General features: G+C 51.6%; 16 protein-coding genes. 1 reads left to right on the forward strand and 15 read right to left on the reverse strand.

The window, feature by feature from the left end:
* Window positions 1–51 precede the first annotated feature (51 nt).
* The 15 genes from dapA to H8K26_RS06585 form a co-directional block, all read right to left on the reverse strand.
* Window positions 52–936 (reverse strand): 4-hydroxy-tetrahydrodipicolinate synthase, encoded by an 885-nt coding sequence (gene dapA / locus H8K26_RS06515; RefSeq protein WP_186883446.1) that lies wholly within the window; start codon window positions 934–936, stop codon window positions 52–54.
* A gap of 92 nt (window positions 937–1,028) precedes the next feature.
* A complete protein-coding gene (locus tag H8K26_RS06520; protein WP_190478232.1) occupies window positions 1,029–1,601 on the reverse strand; it encodes a class I SAM-dependent methyltransferase in 573 nt (190 codons plus the stop codon).
* Window positions 1,602–1,620: 19 nt separating this feature from the next.
* On the reverse strand, window positions 1,621–2,283 hold the full coding sequence (locus H8K26_RS06525) for a site-2 protease family protein (protein WP_190478234.1): 663 nt from the start codon (window positions 2,281–2,283) through the stop codon (window positions 1,621–1,623).
* A gap of 57 nt (window positions 2,284–2,340) precedes the next feature.
* Window positions 2,341–2,964, reverse strand: a complete 624-nt coding sequence (locus tag H8K26_RS06530) for an L-threonylcarbamoyladenylate synthase (RefSeq protein ID WP_190478236.1) — start codon at window positions 2,962–2,964, stop codon at window positions 2,341–2,343.
* Window positions 2,965–3,016: 52 nt separating this feature from the next.
* The gene (gene htpX, locus H8K26_RS06535; protein ID WP_190478238.1) at window positions 3,017–3,892 is read right to left on the reverse strand and encodes a protease HtpX; all 876 of its coding nucleotides are present in this window, start codon (window positions 3,890–3,892) and stop codon (window positions 3,017–3,019) included.
* A gap of 64 nt (window positions 3,893–3,956) precedes the next feature.
* Window positions 3,957–4,811, reverse strand: a complete 855-nt coding sequence (locus tag H8K26_RS06540) for a 3',5'-nucleoside bisphosphate phosphatase (RefSeq protein ID WP_186883451.1) — start codon at window positions 4,809–4,811, stop codon at window positions 3,957–3,959.
* A gap of 128 nt (window positions 4,812–4,939) precedes the next feature.
* Entirely contained in the window at window positions 4,940–7,354 is a 2,415-nt protein-coding gene (locus H8K26_RS06545) for a TonB-dependent receptor plug domain-containing protein (protein ID WP_223826876.1), read from the reverse strand.
* Between the two features lie 363 nt (window positions 7,355–7,717).
* Window positions 7,718–9,238: an amidophosphoribosyltransferase gene (gene purF / locus H8K26_RS06550; protein ID WP_186883453.1), complete on the reverse strand. Its 1,521-nt coding sequence runs from the start codon at window positions 9,236–9,238 to the stop codon at window positions 7,718–7,720.
* Window positions 9,239–9,260: 22 nt separating this feature from the next.
* A complete protein-coding gene (locus tag H8K26_RS06555) occupies window positions 9,261–9,749 on the reverse strand; it encodes a CvpA family protein (protein ID WP_186883454.1) in 489 nt (162 codons plus the stop codon).
* A gap of 14 nt (window positions 9,750–9,763) precedes the next feature.
* The gene (locus H8K26_RS06560; protein WP_190478240.1) at window positions 9,764–10,837 is read right to left on the reverse strand and encodes an SPOR domain-containing protein; all 1,074 of its coding nucleotides are present in this window, start codon (window positions 10,835–10,837) and stop codon (window positions 9,764–9,766) included.
* 66 nt (window positions 10,838–10,903) lie between these two features.
* Window positions 10,904–12,196: a bifunctional tetrahydrofolate synthase/dihydrofolate synthase gene (gene folC, locus H8K26_RS06565; RefSeq protein ID WP_190478242.1), complete on the reverse strand. Its 1,293-nt coding sequence runs from the start codon at window positions 12,194–12,196 to the stop codon at window positions 10,904–10,906.
* A gap of 57 nt (window positions 12,197–12,253) precedes the next feature.
* A complete protein-coding gene (gene accD / locus H8K26_RS06570) occupies window positions 12,254–13,126 on the reverse strand; it encodes an acetyl-CoA carboxylase, carboxyltransferase subunit beta (RefSeq protein ID WP_186897470.1) in 873 nt (290 codons plus the stop codon).
* Window positions 13,127–13,229: 103 nt separating this feature from the next.
* Window positions 13,230–14,027 (reverse strand): tryptophan synthase subunit alpha, encoded by a 798-nt coding sequence (trpA, locus tag H8K26_RS06575; protein ID WP_190478244.1) that lies wholly within the window; start codon window positions 14,025–14,027, stop codon window positions 13,230–13,232.
* 263 nt (window positions 14,028–14,290) lie between these two features.
* Complete coding sequence (gene trpB / locus H8K26_RS06580; RefSeq protein ID WP_190478246.1) at window positions 14,291–15,559, reverse strand: tryptophan synthase subunit beta; 1,269 nt, start codon at window positions 15,557–15,559, stop codon at window positions 14,291–14,293.
* 191 nt (window positions 15,560–15,750) lie between these two features.
* Window positions 15,751–16,416, reverse strand: a complete 666-nt coding sequence (locus H8K26_RS06585; RefSeq protein ID WP_190478820.1) for a phosphoribosylanthranilate isomerase — start codon at window positions 16,414–16,416, stop codon at window positions 15,751–15,753.
* Window positions 16,417–16,537: 121 nt separating this feature from the next.
* Here H8K26_RS06585 and H8K26_RS06590 point away from each other — a divergent pair, with 121 nt between their 5' ends.
* Window positions 16,538–17,350 carry a WecB/TagA/CpsF family glycosyltransferase gene (locus H8K26_RS06590; RefSeq protein WP_223826877.1) on the forward strand — a complete coding sequence of 271 codons (813 nt, stop codon included), beginning with the start codon at window positions 16,538–16,540 and terminating at the stop codon, window positions 17,348–17,350.
* Window positions 17,351–17,377: the final 27 nt, after the last annotated feature.

Consider the following 17,377-nt stretch of genomic DNA (forward strand, 5'->3'; position numbering starts at 1 on the left):
AAAAACTACGTGGAGCAAGCGGGTCTGTCACTGACCCGCTCAGAATGGTGCTTATTGTAATACACCTGACTCGCGCAAAGCTGCCCGAACCACTTCATGATATGGGGCGGCCATCGGTACCAGAGGCAATCTGATGCCGGCAGGAATCAATCCCATTTCAACCATCGCCCACTTTACTGGCAGTGGATTCGGTTCAACAAATAACTTATTATGCAACGGCAGCATACGATTGTTAATCGCAATCGCTCCTTGAATGTCGCCCCGCATCGCAGCAGCACACAACTCGCTCATTGCTTTCGGCGCGACGTTGGCAGTCACAGAAATATTGCCTTTACCACCGCAGAACATCAACGCCATTGCTGTCGGATCATCGCCTGAATACACAGCAAAATCAGACGGTGCGAGACGAATCAGATCCGTTCCACGACCAATATTACCAGTAGCATCTTTGACGCCGATAATGCCTGGAATTTGTGCCAGTCGCAAAATCGTGTCATTCGACATATCGGCAACCGTACGGCCCGGAACGTTATACAAAATCACCGGAATATCAACCGACTCGGCAATTTTCTTAAAATGCTGATACATGCCTTCTTGCGTTGGGCGGTTGTAGTACGGCACCACCTGCAACGAGGCGTCAGCACCGATGTCTTTCGCGAATCGGGTCAACTCTATCGCTTCTGCGGTCGAATTACCGCCAGAACCGGCAATGATAGGAATACGTTTATTCGTGTGCTCTACAGCGACACGGATCAGTTCGCAATGCTCTTCAACAGAGACAGTCGGCGACTCACCGGTCGTACCGACGATGACGATACCATCGGTGCCTTCAGCAATATGCCAGTCAATCAATTTGCGCAGGCATGGCAAATCAAGACTGCCATCCTCATGCATAGGGGTCACAATCGCGACCAGACTACCCTGTATCTTTGTCATGTTAGTGCAAGAAAAAAGTAAAACCCTGATTGTAGCGGATAGACCGACAGTCGGGGCGCAAATAGATGGAATTAGATTTCATCCTCATTCAACTAAAACGGGAGCTTATCTTCCGGTGCAGATCCAACTGCTTTTCTGGCGCATATACGCTGCACCATCGCAGGCTTTGGTTCGGCAATAAAACCTTCTTCATACGCGATCACATGCATACACGATTCTGGGTTTGCATGTACTTGCCGCAGCAGTTCTCCGGCTTGCAAAAGAAAACGCGGGCTAGATGGTTTTCCAAATTGCTCATTCCCCATTGCAAAGGTTTCATAGATCAGCAATCCGCCTTGCTGCAAGCTCTCCAGCAAGCGAGGAAACAAGGGGCGGTGCAGATAATTGCAGACGACTATTGCCGCAAAACACGCTGGAGGAAACGGCCAGTCGCATTCTTCGGCATCAGGCTCCAGATCATGCCAAATAGTTTTAGCTCCGCGTGACGCCAGATCAGCAAAAGAGCTGTCGTCCCTGTCGAGGCAGGTAACGGTAAAGCCATCAGCCAGTAAAAACCGGGAATTTCTGCCGCCGCCGCAGGCCAGATCAAGCACCTCACCTGCAGGAATCAGCGATGCAAATCTTTTGACCCAGTGTGATGGCTCTGCGAGCATGGAATTCGACATAGGCACGGCTTCGATCAACTCACAAACCCAATAGGAAAGAAAACGGCGTAAGTAATATCGACAAGAAGCTGCTTGTCAACACCATCACCGGCAACATCCAGAATTGCAGCACATGTAAAACGACCAGTCCCATGACGATAAAAAAGCCATAGGGTTCAATCTGAGCAAATTTATAGGCAAGTTTGTAAGGCAATAAACTGACCAAAATCCGGCCACCATCCAAAGGTGGAACAGGAAACAGATTGAACGCCATCATCACAAGATTCGTCAGCAAACCCGCTTTAGCCATGCTATTGAAATAGGCTTCATCGATATCTGCCGCCTGCAATACCGCACCGAACAACATCCAGGCAAATGCCATCGCAAAGTTGGCTGCCGGACCTGCCAAAGCCACCCAAGCCATATCCCGCTTAGGATTTTTCAGACGCGAAAAATTTACAGGCACCGGTTTGGCGTAACCAAACAAAAATGATCCGCCGGTCGCAAAATACAAAACAACCGGGATCAGGATGGTGCCGATGGGATCGATATGCACCAGGGGATTCAGACTCAGACGCCCTTGACTAAAAGCAGTCGTATCACCAAAATATTTGGCGGCATAGCCGTGCGCGGCCTCATGCAAGGTGATCGCGAAGATCACGGGCAAAGCGTAAATCAGTACCGTCTGTATTAATTCATTCATGGAAGTCTTTTAAATATTCTGTCACTCAGCTTACATCTGCGTTCGCGTGAATGAAAATTACAAACCAAACAGGCTGGCATCGCCTCTGCCCTGTCTGACCAATTCCGGCATCTCGCCTGTCATATCAATCACCGTGGTTGGCGACAGACTACATGCACCGCCGTCAATCACAAGATCAACCATTTTATCCAGCTTTTCACGGATCAGCTCAGGATCAGTCAATGGTTCGTCCTCGTCTGGCAAAATCAGCGTCGTTGCCAGCAAAGGTTGTCCCAACTCTTTCAGCAAAGCCTGCGTGATATTGTTTTCCGGCACACGCAAACCTATGGTTTTACGGGACGGGTGACTCAGACGCCGCGGCACTTCTTTAGTCGCCTCCAATATCATCGTGTACGGCCCCGGGGTAGCCGCTTTTAGCAAGCGGTATTGCTGGTTATCGACTTTTGCATACAAGGCGATTTCAGACAAATCACGGCATAACAAGGTCAGGTGATGCTTTTCGTCGACACCACGGATGCGCCGCAAACGCGTCACCGCGTCTTTATCGTCAAGGCGACATACCAGCGCATAACATGAATCGGTAGGAATAGCGACAATGCCGCCCTTCTCCACCACTTCCACCGATTGTTTAATCAAACGCAATTGCGGGTTTTCTGGATGAATCTGGAAAAATTGGGTCATAAAAAAGAAGAAAGCGGTAGCAACCGCTACCGCTATATAAATAAGTGCAACATTATTTCAGATTTTGCAACGCAGCGATACGTTGTTCCATCGGAGGATGTGAGGAAAATAAAGCACCCCATCCCGGTTTATCACTGATACCCGCAGCAGCAATCGACTTTGGCAACTCGCCCGGCTCCATACCTCCGAGGCGCGCTAAGGCATGAATCATAGGCTGGCGATTTCCTAACAATTGCGCTGAGCCTGCATCTGCACGGAATTCACGCTGACGCGAGAACCAGGCCACAATCATGGATGCGGCGATACCGAAAATAATTTCGCAAACAAAGACGGTAATCATATAACCAATACCTGGCCTGTCGTCATCGCTGTTGCGGAACACGGCTTTGTCAATCGCGTAACCGACCACGCGCGCCAAAAAGACCACAAAGGTATTCACCACGCCTTGTATCAACGTCATCGTCACCATGTCGCCATTGGCAACGTGGGCGATTTCATGACCAAGAACAGCCTCAACCTCTTCTTTTGTCATTCCTTCCAACAAGCCTGTCGACACCGCAACCAAAGCCGAGTTTTTAAATGCGCCAGTTGCAAACGCATTGGGCTCGCCGTCGTAAATAGCAACTTCAGGCATCGCAATACCAGCTCTGTCAGCCAGCGCTTTCACGGTATTCACCAGCCACAATTCAGTTGAAGAAGACGGCGCATCAATGACGCGGGCACCAGTTGACCACTTTGCCATCGGCTTACTGATCAACAGCGAGAAAATCGCACCGGTGAAACCAACCACTAGAGAAAACACCATCAGCATGCCCATATTCAGGCCGTTTGCCGTCAGATAGCGATTGACGCCCAATGCAGACAACACGACCGACATCACGGCCATCACCGCCAGATTAGTCAGCAAAAATAAGACGATACGTTTCATACAGAATCTCCAGCCAGGGGAAAGAAGTTAATCTTTTTGGAAGATATAGGCAATATTGTCAATTTCAAGCGCTCAGCCAGTTTTCCCATACCGGTTTGGAAAATTTCGGCAGCAAAGGCAGTTTACCGATATCCACTTCCGCATCTTCCGGAGAATGGAAGTCTGAACCGCGCGATACCAGAAAGCCATATTGATTTGCAATTTTGGTGTATTCATCATACTGATCTACGGTATGACTGCCAGTCACCGTTTCAATCGCAATGCCGCCATATTCCTTAAATTCGCGGAAAAAACTATCGAATGCAAGCGGGCTCAGATCATAACGCCCCGGATGTGCGACGACTGCAGCACCGCCCGCGCCGCGTATCCAGCTGACGGCTTCTGCCAGCGTCGCCCAGCGATGTGGCACATAACCCGGCTTGCCTTCAGCCAGATAGAGCTTAAACACATCAGAAACCGAAGGCGCAGCACCAATTTCCACCAGATAACGGGCAAAATGCGAACGGGAAATCAGATCCGGATTACCAACATATTTCAGCGCCCCTTCAAAGCTACCAGTAATGCCGACTTTACTCGCCAGATCGGCGGCCATATCCTGCGCCCGGCGCTCACGTCCTGAACGCGTCTTTGCCAGCCCGGCAATTAAATCCGGGTTATTTTCGTCGATATTCAAGCCAACGATATGGATGGTCTTGCCAGCCCAGGTGATGGAAATTTCAACGCCCGAAATAAAGCCCATATCAAGCTCGTGTGCCGCTGCACGAGCAGCAGCCACGCCGCTGACTTCATCGTGATCCGTCAGCGCCCAGACATCAACGCCATTCGCTTTCGCTCTTTCGGCCAAGGCGGCAGGCGTCAGCACGCCGTCCGATATTGTGGAGTGACTGTGTAAATCAGCATTGAGAGTAAGAATGGACATAATATTCAGCCAGCGTAACAAGAAGCATCCGATGTAATCATCGTCTTATTGTACTCTCAGCTTACGCAAACTGCTGCAATGCAAAATATATGCGCATTCCCGCCTGATGACGCAAATACCCGGGCAAATTAAATCTTCATCTCGACGCGCAAAGTCAGGGTTTTATAGGTCTTGGCATCATTGTAATCAATATGATTAATGCCACCGGTTGTCACCAGACTATTACTGATGGAATCGTTCGCCGTCAGATTATTCGCTGACAAACGTATTTGCAGGTTCGGATTGAACTTCCACAGCGCATACAAATCCAGCTGGCGTTTGATGCCGGTGTAATTTAACTGCGCATTCGTGGTCTGGGTGTAATACGCTGGCGTCCAGTTAACATTACCGCCCAGCGTCAGCGGCACGCCACTAAGACGATAATCGACGCCAAAATTCGCGGTCTGGGTCGGCTGTTGATCGAGGCGGTTATTGGAACCCAGAATATCATCGACTTTAGACCAGAAACGGCTGTAATTACTGCGGAAATCGACCGACGGTGCGTCCGGGAAAAATTCCTGCAACTGGAATTTCGCTTCGAGTTCTATTCCCTTGGTGACAGCATGCCCGATATTTTTCGGTGACGACACCCAGCGCGTTTCCTGTGCTGTCACCACTTGTTCGGTGGTGCGGCGAATCAGATCATCAATATTCCGCACAAACAGATTGGCACTGACGATACCGGCGCGGCTCAGATAATGTTCGAAAGCCAGATCGATGCCTTTCGATAATTCAGGCTTCAGATTCGGGTTACCGGTGCGATCAGGGCGTGTCGGCGTATTCAGATTTGAGATGCTGGGCAAGGCAATCAGATCATTCAATGCCGGTGCGCGATAGGTGCTGCTGAAACCGAGACGGATCTGATCTTTTGAATCCGGAATGCGCCAGACGCCTTGTAAAATCGGGCTCACCACGGTGCTGTCATTCGTCACTACGCCTTTGGCGGTCGTGCTTGATGTGTGGATGCCTTCCCAACGCAAACCGGCATACGCAGCAAACTGCGGATTGATATCAAATTCATCCTGAACAAAAGCAGCAAGACGGCGGGTGCGCGCATCGAGATTGTCGCCAGACTCAGCAAATTGCGGCAGGCCATTATCCAAAGACACGCGCGTCTGTTCGCGTCTGCCGAATTCCATATCCCAACCGGCTGCCAGCGTATGCCCTTCACCGTATGGCAGCATGTATTTGCCGCCGGTATTGAGGCTGCTATCGCGGGTATTGTTGACATCGGTAATCAGATCAATTTGCTTACCCATGGTGTCAAACTGCGTGCGGGTGGAAGAATTATCCATTTTTCCCAAGCCGCCACCAAAACGCACAGTGAGCTTGGCATTATTTTCAAAGCGATGCTGCCAGTTACCGAATCCACGTAAAAAAGAGGTTTCCGCGTGCGCATTTGCATTTGCCAGCACGTACGGCGTCGTTCCTCTGTAGGTATCAGAACGGAATAGCTGATCAACTTCACTGCGACTATCAGAATCGCTGCGTGAGTGCATTAAAAACGGTTGCAACATCAGCGTGTCGCCATTCTCAAAACGGTAGTTTAAGCGCGGCGCCAGATTGATACCGGTGGTTTGCCGGTTGGTCTGATCAGCTTGATTCTGCATTAAAGCATCTTGCCCGTTCACGTCTTTTTCAGTGGTGTAGGTTGTGCTCTCATCATGCTGACGATTCTGGAAAACTGAGCCGCTGAAAGCGTAACTGAGATTCCCGATTTCACCCGGCATGGTGATCGAGAGATTCGGTGCCAGCCGCCCCTGCTCTGAACCGAGCGAAAATTTCAGATCGGTTGTTTTCTGCTTATATTCTTCACGCAAAACGATGTTAATCGTGCCAGCAATCGCCTGCGTACTGAATTCAGCCACCGCACCACGAACGATCTCGATCCGCTCCACCTGATCCGGCGTCAATGAATCCATGGAAAAACCGCGCGGCGCACGTTCACCGTTGATCAGTATCTGCGTATAGCCATTGCCCATGCCGCGCATGCGGATATCGCCACCACGCCCGGGACGTCCGCCTATCGTGACGCCGGGCAAACGTTTCAGGACGTCGCCGATATTGGTGTCGCCATTCCTGTCGAGCTCTTCACGGCCAAAAATCAGCTTTGCCGCCGTGGATTGGCGACGCTCATCGATATCAGAGCGTCCACCGCTGATCGTCACTTTCTGCACATTCTCTTTGGACGGCGCATCCGCTTTTCTGGACGGTGGCACGCTTGGTATTTTTGCCGCTTCCTCAGCACTGGCGGGCTTGACTACCTCTGTTTGCGCATAAGCCGAAGGAACAGATGCAACCGATGCGATAGACGCAACAGCAGCAGCGACCGCGATTGCAACAGGAGAAAAACGGAAAGGTATCAGCATGATGTCAAAAATGGGCGTGAATGAGCGTAAATGGGCGCAAAACGGGATATACGAGGTCGGCAACAAAATAGGCAACAAGGTCAGCAAAAAAATCAGGACACAACGCTGCGCAAGACACTGACCAGATGGGATCATTGTATTTTTATACCGCCTCGCACGCCACCCGCAGCCGGGCCAGTTTTGTATGGAATTGAAACACCAACGCCGACACTGATACTTTGCGATACGTAAGCAATGTGCCGGAGCGAATTTCACACCCCGCCCCGCCTCCGCCAACAGCAACTGACAAACGCACGGCAAGCATACAGAAGCACATTTTTTAGCGTTTTCCGGCAAAAATATACTCCCCCCAGTATATTTACACGCCCTTTATTTATAAGGAGATAAAGGCATTTTTGACACATACTCCCCTGAAAAGCCGATAAATCCCATTAAAAAAGCCCGCCGGAAACACCCGGGCGGGCTTTTTTGAAACGGCACAACGATGAAAACAGATGATCAGTCTGCGCGCGCCGCCAGATTCAGATTGAGTTGCGAACGCAGCAAATCTTCCGTGTCCGGACGCGGGCTGTTGCGTGCCGCTTCCAGTTTATCGAGATAAGCCGGTGTCACGTCGCCCGTGATATAAAAACCGTCAAAACAAGATGCTTCAATGTTTTTCAGCAAAGGATTCACGTCAGAGATAGAACGTTTCATCGCATCCACATCCTGATACACCAGCGCATCCGCCGTAATTTCACGGCAGACTTCTTCTTCGGAACGACCAAAGGCAATCAGTTCGCTGCGGGTCGGCATATCGATACCATAGACGTTAGGGAATTGCACCGGTGGCGCAGCGGATGCAAAGATCACGCGCTTCGCGCCGGATTCACGCGCCATCTGCACGATCTCACGGCTGGTCGTGCCGCGCACGATGGAATCATCCACCAGCAACACGCTCTTGCCTTTGAATTCGGAACTGATCGCATTGAGTTTCTGACGCACAGATTTACGGCGCACCGCCTGCCCCGGCATCATGAAAGTACGGCCGATGTAGCGATTTTTGATGAAGCCTTCGCGATAATCGAGATTCAGTTTTTCCGCCAGCTCCATCGCCGATGGACGCGAAGAATCGGGAATCGGCATCACAACATCAATGTCGCCGAGGTTGAATTGCTTGCGGACTTTTTCCGCCAGATATTCACCCATTTTCAGGCGGGTCAGATAAACCGACGCACCGTCAATGATGGAGTCCGGACGCGCCAGATACACGTATTCGAACGCGCATGGATTGAGGCTGGGATTATCCGCACATTGCTGCTGATACAGCTTGCCATCGAGGTCGATGAACAAGGCTTCGCCAGGCTCGACATCGCGCACAAACTTAAAGCCCAAGCCTTCGAGCGCCACCGATTCGCTGGCGATCATGTATTCGGTGCCACCGGCATTTTCAGAAATACCGAGGCACAAAGGACGGATGCCGTGCGGGTCGCGGAAAGCCAGCAAGCCGTAGCCGGAAATTTGCGCCACGACAGCATACGAACCACGCACCCGGCGATGCAACATGGACACCGCGCGGAACAAACCTTCAGGGTCGAGTGAATAACCGCTGGTCACTTCCTGAATCTGATGCGCAAGAATGTTGAGTAACACTTCCGAATCGGAATCGGTATTCAGATGACGGCGGTCATTTTTGAATAATTCGATTTTCAGTTCAACCGCATTCGTCAGATTGCCGTTATGTGCCAGCACGATACCAAACGGCGCGTTGACATAAAACGGTTGCGCCTCTTCTTCACTGGTCGAACCAGCGGTCGGATAACGCACCTGACCAATACCGACATTCCCCGGCAAAGACCGCATGTTGCGGGTACGGAAAACGTCGCGCACCAGGCCATTCGCTTTGTGCATGGCAAATTTATTGCCGTGGTTGGTGGCAATACCAGCCGCATCCTGACCGCGATGCTGGAGTAACAGCAATGCGTCATAAATGAGCTGATTGACAGGACTATTTGAAACTACACCTACGATGCCACACATGGTGGACTCCTAAAAAGACAAATTAAAACCGGACATGGTCTGAAACCGACGCAGGCAGAAACGGGATCACCGTACGAGCCGCAGTTTCTGCCAGTGGGCTGAACAAGGCATCTTTCCAGAATGCCTGCTGCGGCATACTTGTCATCCCGCACACCAGCACTGCCGCCAACACCAGCACACAACCGCGTGCCAGACCAAATAAACCACCGAGTCCACGGTCCGCCAGCGATAAGCCGCTGGCTTTAATGACCGCGTCCACCGCCATCATCACCAGCGCCATCAGCAGGCGCACGCCGATGAACAAAACCAGAAAAGCCACGATCAGCCGAATAATCTGACCCGGAAACACTGCGGGCAACCACCCTGCCAGCGTTTCACTGTATGCATTGGCGACCACAAAAGCGACGACCCAGCTGACCAATGACAAAATTTCCTTGATTAATCCACGCATCGTGCTGATCACAATCGAGGAAATCAATATCACCAGCACGACGTAGTCAAACAGAGTCAAGATCCTCGCCCCGCTTAGTTCGGCACCAGCGAACCACTTAAACCTAATTTCGTCAGCTTGGCGCGCACTTTTTCTGCTTCGTCTCTGGATTCAAACGGACCTATGCGAATACGGGTTTTATCGCCAGAGGCGGTTGGTACCTTTTGTGTATAAGATTTGATGCCACCGCTCTTGAGCTTGGCCTGCAATTCATCCACTTTTTCCTGGGTGGACAAGACCGCGACCTGCACGACGAAGGAGGATTTATCAGCGGCTTCAGGTTTCGCTACTTTGGGTGGTGCCTTGCCTTCGAGTATCGCTAATGCACGTGCGGCATCATCATCATTGCCATTCGTTTTCACGAGTTTGGTTTCAGCTTTTGGTTCCGGTTTGGTATCGGCTTTACGTTCAGGCTTAGGCTCTGCTTTATGTTCAGCTTTCGCCACATCTTTGTCTGCCGGTTTCGCTACGGGCTTAGATTCTGGCTTAGATTCTGGCTTAGATTCTGGCTTACTTTCCAGCTTGGATTCTGACTTGGTTTCTGACTTCGTTTCTGGCTTAACTTCCGTTTTTGCTTCGACTTTGCGCTCGGGCCGTGGCTCTGCACCGGCTGGCTTGTCGGATTTGGCAATTACCGTCGCCACATCGGTTTTCGCTGGCGCGACCTTGCTGACGACATCTGCCGCAGGCTTGCTTTTCGCATTGCTGACAGGTTCAATGATTTCTTCTACAGCATCACTGTTGGTGACAGCCGATTTACGCGGCGCCACTGGCTCAGCGACCTGATTCGCAGCGATATCTGTCACTTTATCTTTTGCAGGAATACGGATGTTAACGTCGTCGGCCAGCGGTTTAGGCTCGGAATCCAGAATCATAGGCAAACCGATAATCGCCGCCAGCGCCAATGCCATCGCGCCGATCAGACGGCGACGTGCACGTTTTTTTTCCGGAAGTATCGGGTCGTTGATCTTATTTTTACGGGCACTCTCTGTCTTTTTACTGCGAGCCCGGGACTGAACACTGTCCTCCTCAGAACGGGAACGGAATTCACCGCTGTCCTGACTGTCGGAAGTTTCTTGCTTCTGTTTAAAGCGCGAGAGCAAACCCATGTGCAAATAATCTGGTTAGTTAGTGTTGTTTGCCCGGAAAATCCGGAGCAAACCGACAAAATCACATCAATGCAGTGCAGTCCTTCTGGCGCGCATTGCACCGGCGACCGTCAGGAAAGAACCGAAGACCACTATTCTATCATTTTCACCCGCCTTGCTGATGGCTTCTGCATAGGCAGCTTCCGGCGATTCAAAAGCGACGATGGTTTTTTCAGGGTCACTTAACACACCGGCGGCATCCAGCAATTTTTGTTTCAATTGTGCAGCAGTCGCAGCGCGCGGCAAAGGTAAGCCAGTCACGTACCAGTGATCGACTTTATCTTTCAATTGCGCGATCACACCGTCGATATCCTTATCCAGCATGGAGCCGAACACGGCATAGGTGTAGGCGTGAAAGCCCATGTTATCGAGATTTTGCGACAGCGTTGCCGCTGCGTGCGGATTATGCGCCACATCCAGCACCACCGCCGGACGCCCCGGCATCACCTGGAAACGACCGGGCAATTCCACCATCACCAACCCGGTACGCACTTCCTGCGCCCCGACCGGCAATTCATTGCGCAACACCTCTAACGCCGCGAGCACACCGGATGCGTTCAACAACTGATTCGCGCCACGCAAGCTGGGATAACCAAGAGAGTTGCGACGCTGGGTACGACCGCCAAAATTCCATTGTTGCTTATCGCCAGCGTAATTAAAGTCACGACCGAACAGCCACAAATCAGCGCCAATCGCATTCGCATGATCGATTAAGGACTGCGGCGGTACCGGATCGCTGCAAATCGCTGCTTTACCGGGACGGAAAATACCCGCTTTTTCAAAGCCGATTTTTTCCCGCGTATCGCCCAGATAATCGGTGTGATCAATATCAACACTGGTAACAATCGCGACATCGGCATCGATCACATTCACCGCGTCCAGACGTCCGCCCAGACCGACTTCCAGTATCACCACATCCAGCGGCGCTTCGGCGAGTAACTGGCAAATCGCCAGCGTGGTAAATTCAAAATAGGTCAGCGAGGTCGATTCGCGGGCGTTTTCAACGGCGGTGAAAGCCTTAATCAGACTGGCGTCATCGACGTTTTCACCATTGATCCGGGCGCGCTCGTTGAAATCCAGAAAATGTGGCTTACTGTATAAACCGACGCGATAACCCGCCTGCAGATACACCGCTTCCAGCATCGCGCAAGTGGAGCCTTTACCGTTGGTACCGCCGACCATAATGACCGGGCAGGAAAACTGCAAACCCAGACGTTTTTTAACGGACGCAACGCGCTCCAACCCCATATCGATTTCTTTGGAGTGGCGCGTTTCGAGTAAAGCCAGCCATTCAGGCAAGCTCGCAGGCAAATTGGACATAGGATAAAAAAAGCCCGAACAACATGATGTCGGGCTTATAGAGAAAATTTAAATTAATTAAGCAACAGCATCGGCCGACTGATTTTGCAGCAACGCGAGCAAACGAGCGATTTCCTCGCGCATTTTACGGCGGTCAACGATCATATCGATCGCGCCTTTTTGCAGCAGGAATTCCGCACGCTGGAAACCTTCAGGCAATTTTTCGCGCACGGTATTTTCAATCACACGCGGGCCAGCAAAACCGATCAGCGCTTTTGGCTCAGCGATCACGACGTCACCGAGGAAGGCAAACGAAGCGGAAACGCCGCCCATCGTCGGGTCAGTCAGCACAGAAATGAAAGGCAAACGCTTTTCAGATAATTTTGTCAGCATCGAAGTTGTTTTCGCCATCTGCATCAGCGACAGCAAACCTTCCTGCATACGCGCGCCACCAGTGGCTGTCACGCAGATAAATGGCACTTTTTGCTCTAAGGCTGCCTGCGCACCACGCACAAAGCGCTCGCCGACAACGGAGCCCATAGAGCCGCCCATGAACTGGAATTCAAAACAAGCGGTGACAACGGGAATCGACATAATCGAACCACCCATAACGACCATCGCATCGGTTTCACCCGTCGTTTCGAGCGCGTCTTTCAGACGATCCGGGTATTTCTTACTATCTTTGAATTTCAGAGTATCGACAGGCAAGACTTCCTGACCGATTTCGTAACGACCGCCGGCATCCAGCAGGGAATCGAGACGTTCACGTGCGCCGATACGCATGTGATGGCTACATTTAGGACAGACATGAACATTGGCTTCCAGATCTGATCTGTACAGCACTGCCTCGCAGGAAGGGCATTTCACCCACAGACCTTCGGGGATAGATTTGCGATTTGCAGATTCCGAGCGCTGTATGCGCGGTGGTAACAATTTTTCTAACCAACTCATGTTTTCTCCTCGTAACAGCCAGTCTGCAATCGCTGCAAACCGGCATCTGGTTCATTCTGATACAGGAACCATGGTGTACTTTCAGGTACGTTCGGCGCGTATTTTACTCGTCCAAGGCCTGTCTGACACCAGAAATAAAACTTTTTACTGCGGCAACACCGTTTTCATGCGGCGTATTCTCTAATTCCTGGATGATACGCGAACCGATCACCACGGCATCCGAGACCGAGGCAATCGCTCTGGCGGTCGCTCCATCACGGATACCGAAACCAACGCCCACCGGTACTTTGACGTGTTTCTTGATGCGCGGAATCATCTCTGCCACCGCATCCAGATCCAGATTGCCGGAACCAGTCACCCCTTTCAGGGACACATAATACACATAGCCACTGGCAATTTTACCCACCAGCGCGATGCGTTCATCGGTTGACGTCGGTGCCAGCAGGAAAATCGTATCCATGCCTTGTTGCTGCATTCTGGCGGCAAAGTCTTCACATTCTTCGGGCGGATAATCCACCACCAGCACGCCATCGACACCGGCTTCGGCAGCCTGCGCAATGAAGGCATCCTGCCCCATACGTTCGATAGGATTGGCATATCCCATCAGCACCACCGGGGTTGTCTGATTGCTCAGGCGAAATTCGCGGACGAATTGTAATACATCACGCAAGCCAATTCCAAATTGCAGCGCCCGCTCAGAAGCACGCTGAATCACCGGGCCATCTGCCATAGGATCAGAAAACGGCACACCCAGCTCGATGATGTCGGCACCGCCCTCGACCAGCGCATGCATCAGCGGCACGGTCATAGCAGGCGCCGGATCACCGGCAGTAATAAATGGAATCAGACCTTTTTTTTGCTGCGCCGCGAGCGCGGCGAGAGTAGCTTGAATTTTTGACATAGTATTAAGTAAGAAAGTGAACGGCAACACCACGTGATGACAATACTGACCAGCAATGCCGCCCGGACAAAAGATCAGGTACTCCGGGCACTCAAATCAGGCATCCAGATACTCCCCCGGGTATATCCTGAAGCCCTTTATTTATGCTGACTTCAAGCGGGAAAACCAAAATTCATGGGGGAGTATCTGATTTCAACCTTGTTTATGGCCTTATTTCAGCCTTTTTTGCACCCGGTTTGCACCCTGATGACAAAGACAATCTGTTAAAACTTCAGCCCCGCACGTTCAGCCACGGTATGCATGTCTTTATCGCCGCGTCCTGACAAATTCACCAGCACGATCTGATCTTTCGGCAACGTTGCCGCCAGTTTCGCGCCATACGCCAGCGCATGACTCGATTCCAGCGCCGGAATGATGCCCTCGATGCGGCAACAATCGTGGAACGCTTTTAATGCTTCGTCGTCCGTAATCGTCACATACTCAGCGCGACCGCTATCTTTTAACCATGCGTGTTCAGGGCCGACGCCCGGATAATCCAATCCAGCGGAAACCGAATGGGTTTCGATGACCTGACCATTCTCATCCTGCAACAAATACGTGCGGTTGCCATGCAATACGCCAGGCGAACCTGCCGTCAGCGAAGCGGAATGCTTACCGGTGTCAACGCCCTCGCCCGCCGCTTCAACACCGATCAGCTTTGTGCCTTTCTGATCAATGTAAGGATAAAAAATCCCCATCGCATTCGAGCCGCCACCGACGCATGCCACCACATAATCAGGCTGACGCCCGGTTTGCTCCGGCATTTGCCACAGGCATTCTTCACCAATCACCGATTGGAAATCGCGCACCATCATAGGATAAGGATGCGGGCCAGCCACCGTGCCGATGATGTAAAACGTGTTATCGACATTCGCAACCCAGTCGCGCATCGCTTCATTCAGCGCATCTTTCAGGGTTTTGGAACCGGATTCCACCGGCACCACCGTTGCCCCCAGCAACTTCATGCGATAGACATTCTGCGCCTGCCGCTTCACATCTTCCGAGCCCATATACACCACACATTCGAGGCCAAAGCGGGCGCAGATCGTGGCAGTCGCCACACCATGCTGGCCGGCACCGGTTTCGGCGATCACGCGCGGTTTTCCCATACGCTTGGCAAGCAAGGCCTGGCCAATCACGTTATTGATTTTATGCGCGCCGGTATGGTTCAGGTCTTCGCGTTTGAAGTAAATCTGCGCGCCACCCATCAGATCAGACCAGCGTTTGGCGTGATACACAGGCGATGGACGACCGACAAAATATTTCAGCTCTTTGCGGAATTCTTCAATGAAATCCGGGTCGTTATGGTATTTGGCGTAAGCATCCTTGAGCTCATTCAAGGCATGCGTCAGCGTTTCGGAAACGAAAGTACCGCCATACGGGCCGAAATGACCGCGCTGATCGGGTAAATGGTAATCGGAAGATTGGTAAATCGCCTGATGGGCGACGTCTGGATATTCGGCACTAGCAGAACCGGGGACTTTATGTGTCATATCATTCCTTTGCTGAGGCCGGCGCTGTTTCTGCGTTAACACGTCGTATTAACGGAAGCGCCGGACTCTTTAGTAGTTTTGCCACATTGCTGCATCAGCAATGCGCTTACAGATTATTGATCAGCCATTTTTCGGGCTTATTGTCAGTCGCATATCAGCCGTATATCAGGCTGCGTTTTCAAACTGACTTATCAGCTTGATTTGTCAGCTCGATACACAGCCGCGATAAACGCCTGCACCTTGACTTCATCCTTGCGCCCTTTCGATAACTCGACACCACTGCTGATATCGACCGCGAACGGACGCACCTGACTAACTGCGCCAGTCACATTTTGAACGCTCAAGCCACCACTTAAAACGACCCGAGGCGCGAGCTCTTTTGGGATGAGAGACCAATCAAAAACCTTTCCACTACCACCGTAACTTTCGACGAAAGTATCCAGCAGCAAACCGTTAAATAAAGGACTTGCGTCACGATATGAACGCTCACATTCTAACAAATCATCTGCGCTCGTGTCAGGTCTGACGCGAAAAGCTTTGATAAACGGACGCTGCACACTGGCCGCCAGCGCAGCGCACTGCTGCGGTGTTTCGTCGCCATGAAATTGCAACAGCTGCAGCGGCACTTTTTTTACCGTGGCCTGCAAATCCTGTTCAGTCACATTCACAAACAAACCCACCGAAACCACAAACGGCGGCAACGCCTGCAACAAAGTCGCCGCCACATCAGGCTCAACATAGCGCGGACTGGGCGGGTAAAACACAAATCCCAGCGCATCGGCACCGCTGGCAACGACCGTGTTTACGTCGGCAAGATTAGTCAGCCCGCAAATTTTTATTCTGGTTCTGTGTTGCATCATCTGTCCGCAAAATGGAGGAAAACTTATTTTACCCTTTCGCTCATGTTTTTCACCCGCGATAACGCGGCAAAACACCAGAGTTCTGAGATAATCAGGCCATCTTTTCAGGCTCAGCACTATGACAAACACCGCATCGCAATCCCACATCGGCAATTCCTGCACACGCCTGTTCGGGCTCAACATCCACAATATGTCTTTTGCAGAGGCAAATCAGCATTTGTTAGACGTTGCCGCCGATCGCCAGCATCCAGCGCGGGTGGTGGTCACACCGAATGTTGATCACGTGGTACGGCTCGACAGTCAGCCTGAATTTAAACAGGTGTATTCAACCTCCGATTATATTTTTGCCGATGGTATGCCTGTCGTCTGGGCCAGCAAAATGTCGGCAAACCCGCTGCCAGAGCGCGTGACCGGCGCTGATTTGTTTGTCTCTTTATGCAAGGGCTGCGTTGAAAAAAACATGTCCATCTTTGTCGTCGGCGGCATGCCGGGTCAGGAAGATATGCTGCTGCAGGCATTCGCGCAAACCTACCCGAGATTACAAGTCTCGATCTTCTGCCCATCGATGCAATTCACACCGGATGGTAGCGAAGCTGATACCGCGATTGACCTGATACAGCAGGCGCAACCGAATATCGTATTCATCTGCCTTGGTATGCCGAAACAGGAATACTTCGCCTTCCGCTATCGCCGCGAGCAAACCAGCCGCAACGCCCCGCTGTTGCTGTGCGTCGGTGCGGCGATGGAGTTTGCGCTCGGCCAGAAAAAACGTGCGCCCTTGTGGATGCAAAAAATTGGCATGGAATGGTTCTGGCGTCTCGCCAGCGAACCGCGCCGCTTGTGGCAGCGCTACACAACACAGGGCTCAAAATATATCGGCATCCTGTTACGCGAACGCCGCGCACAGCAAGCGCTGCGACGCCAGTCCTGATCAAACATCACAAAGAAAAAGACCGCG

It is taken from the genome of Cognatundibacterium aquatile, from assembly GCF_014699135.1.
Taxonomy (GTDB): Bacteria; Pseudomonadota; Gammaproteobacteria; order Burkholderiales; family Burkholderiaceae_D; genus Undibacterium; species Undibacterium aquatile.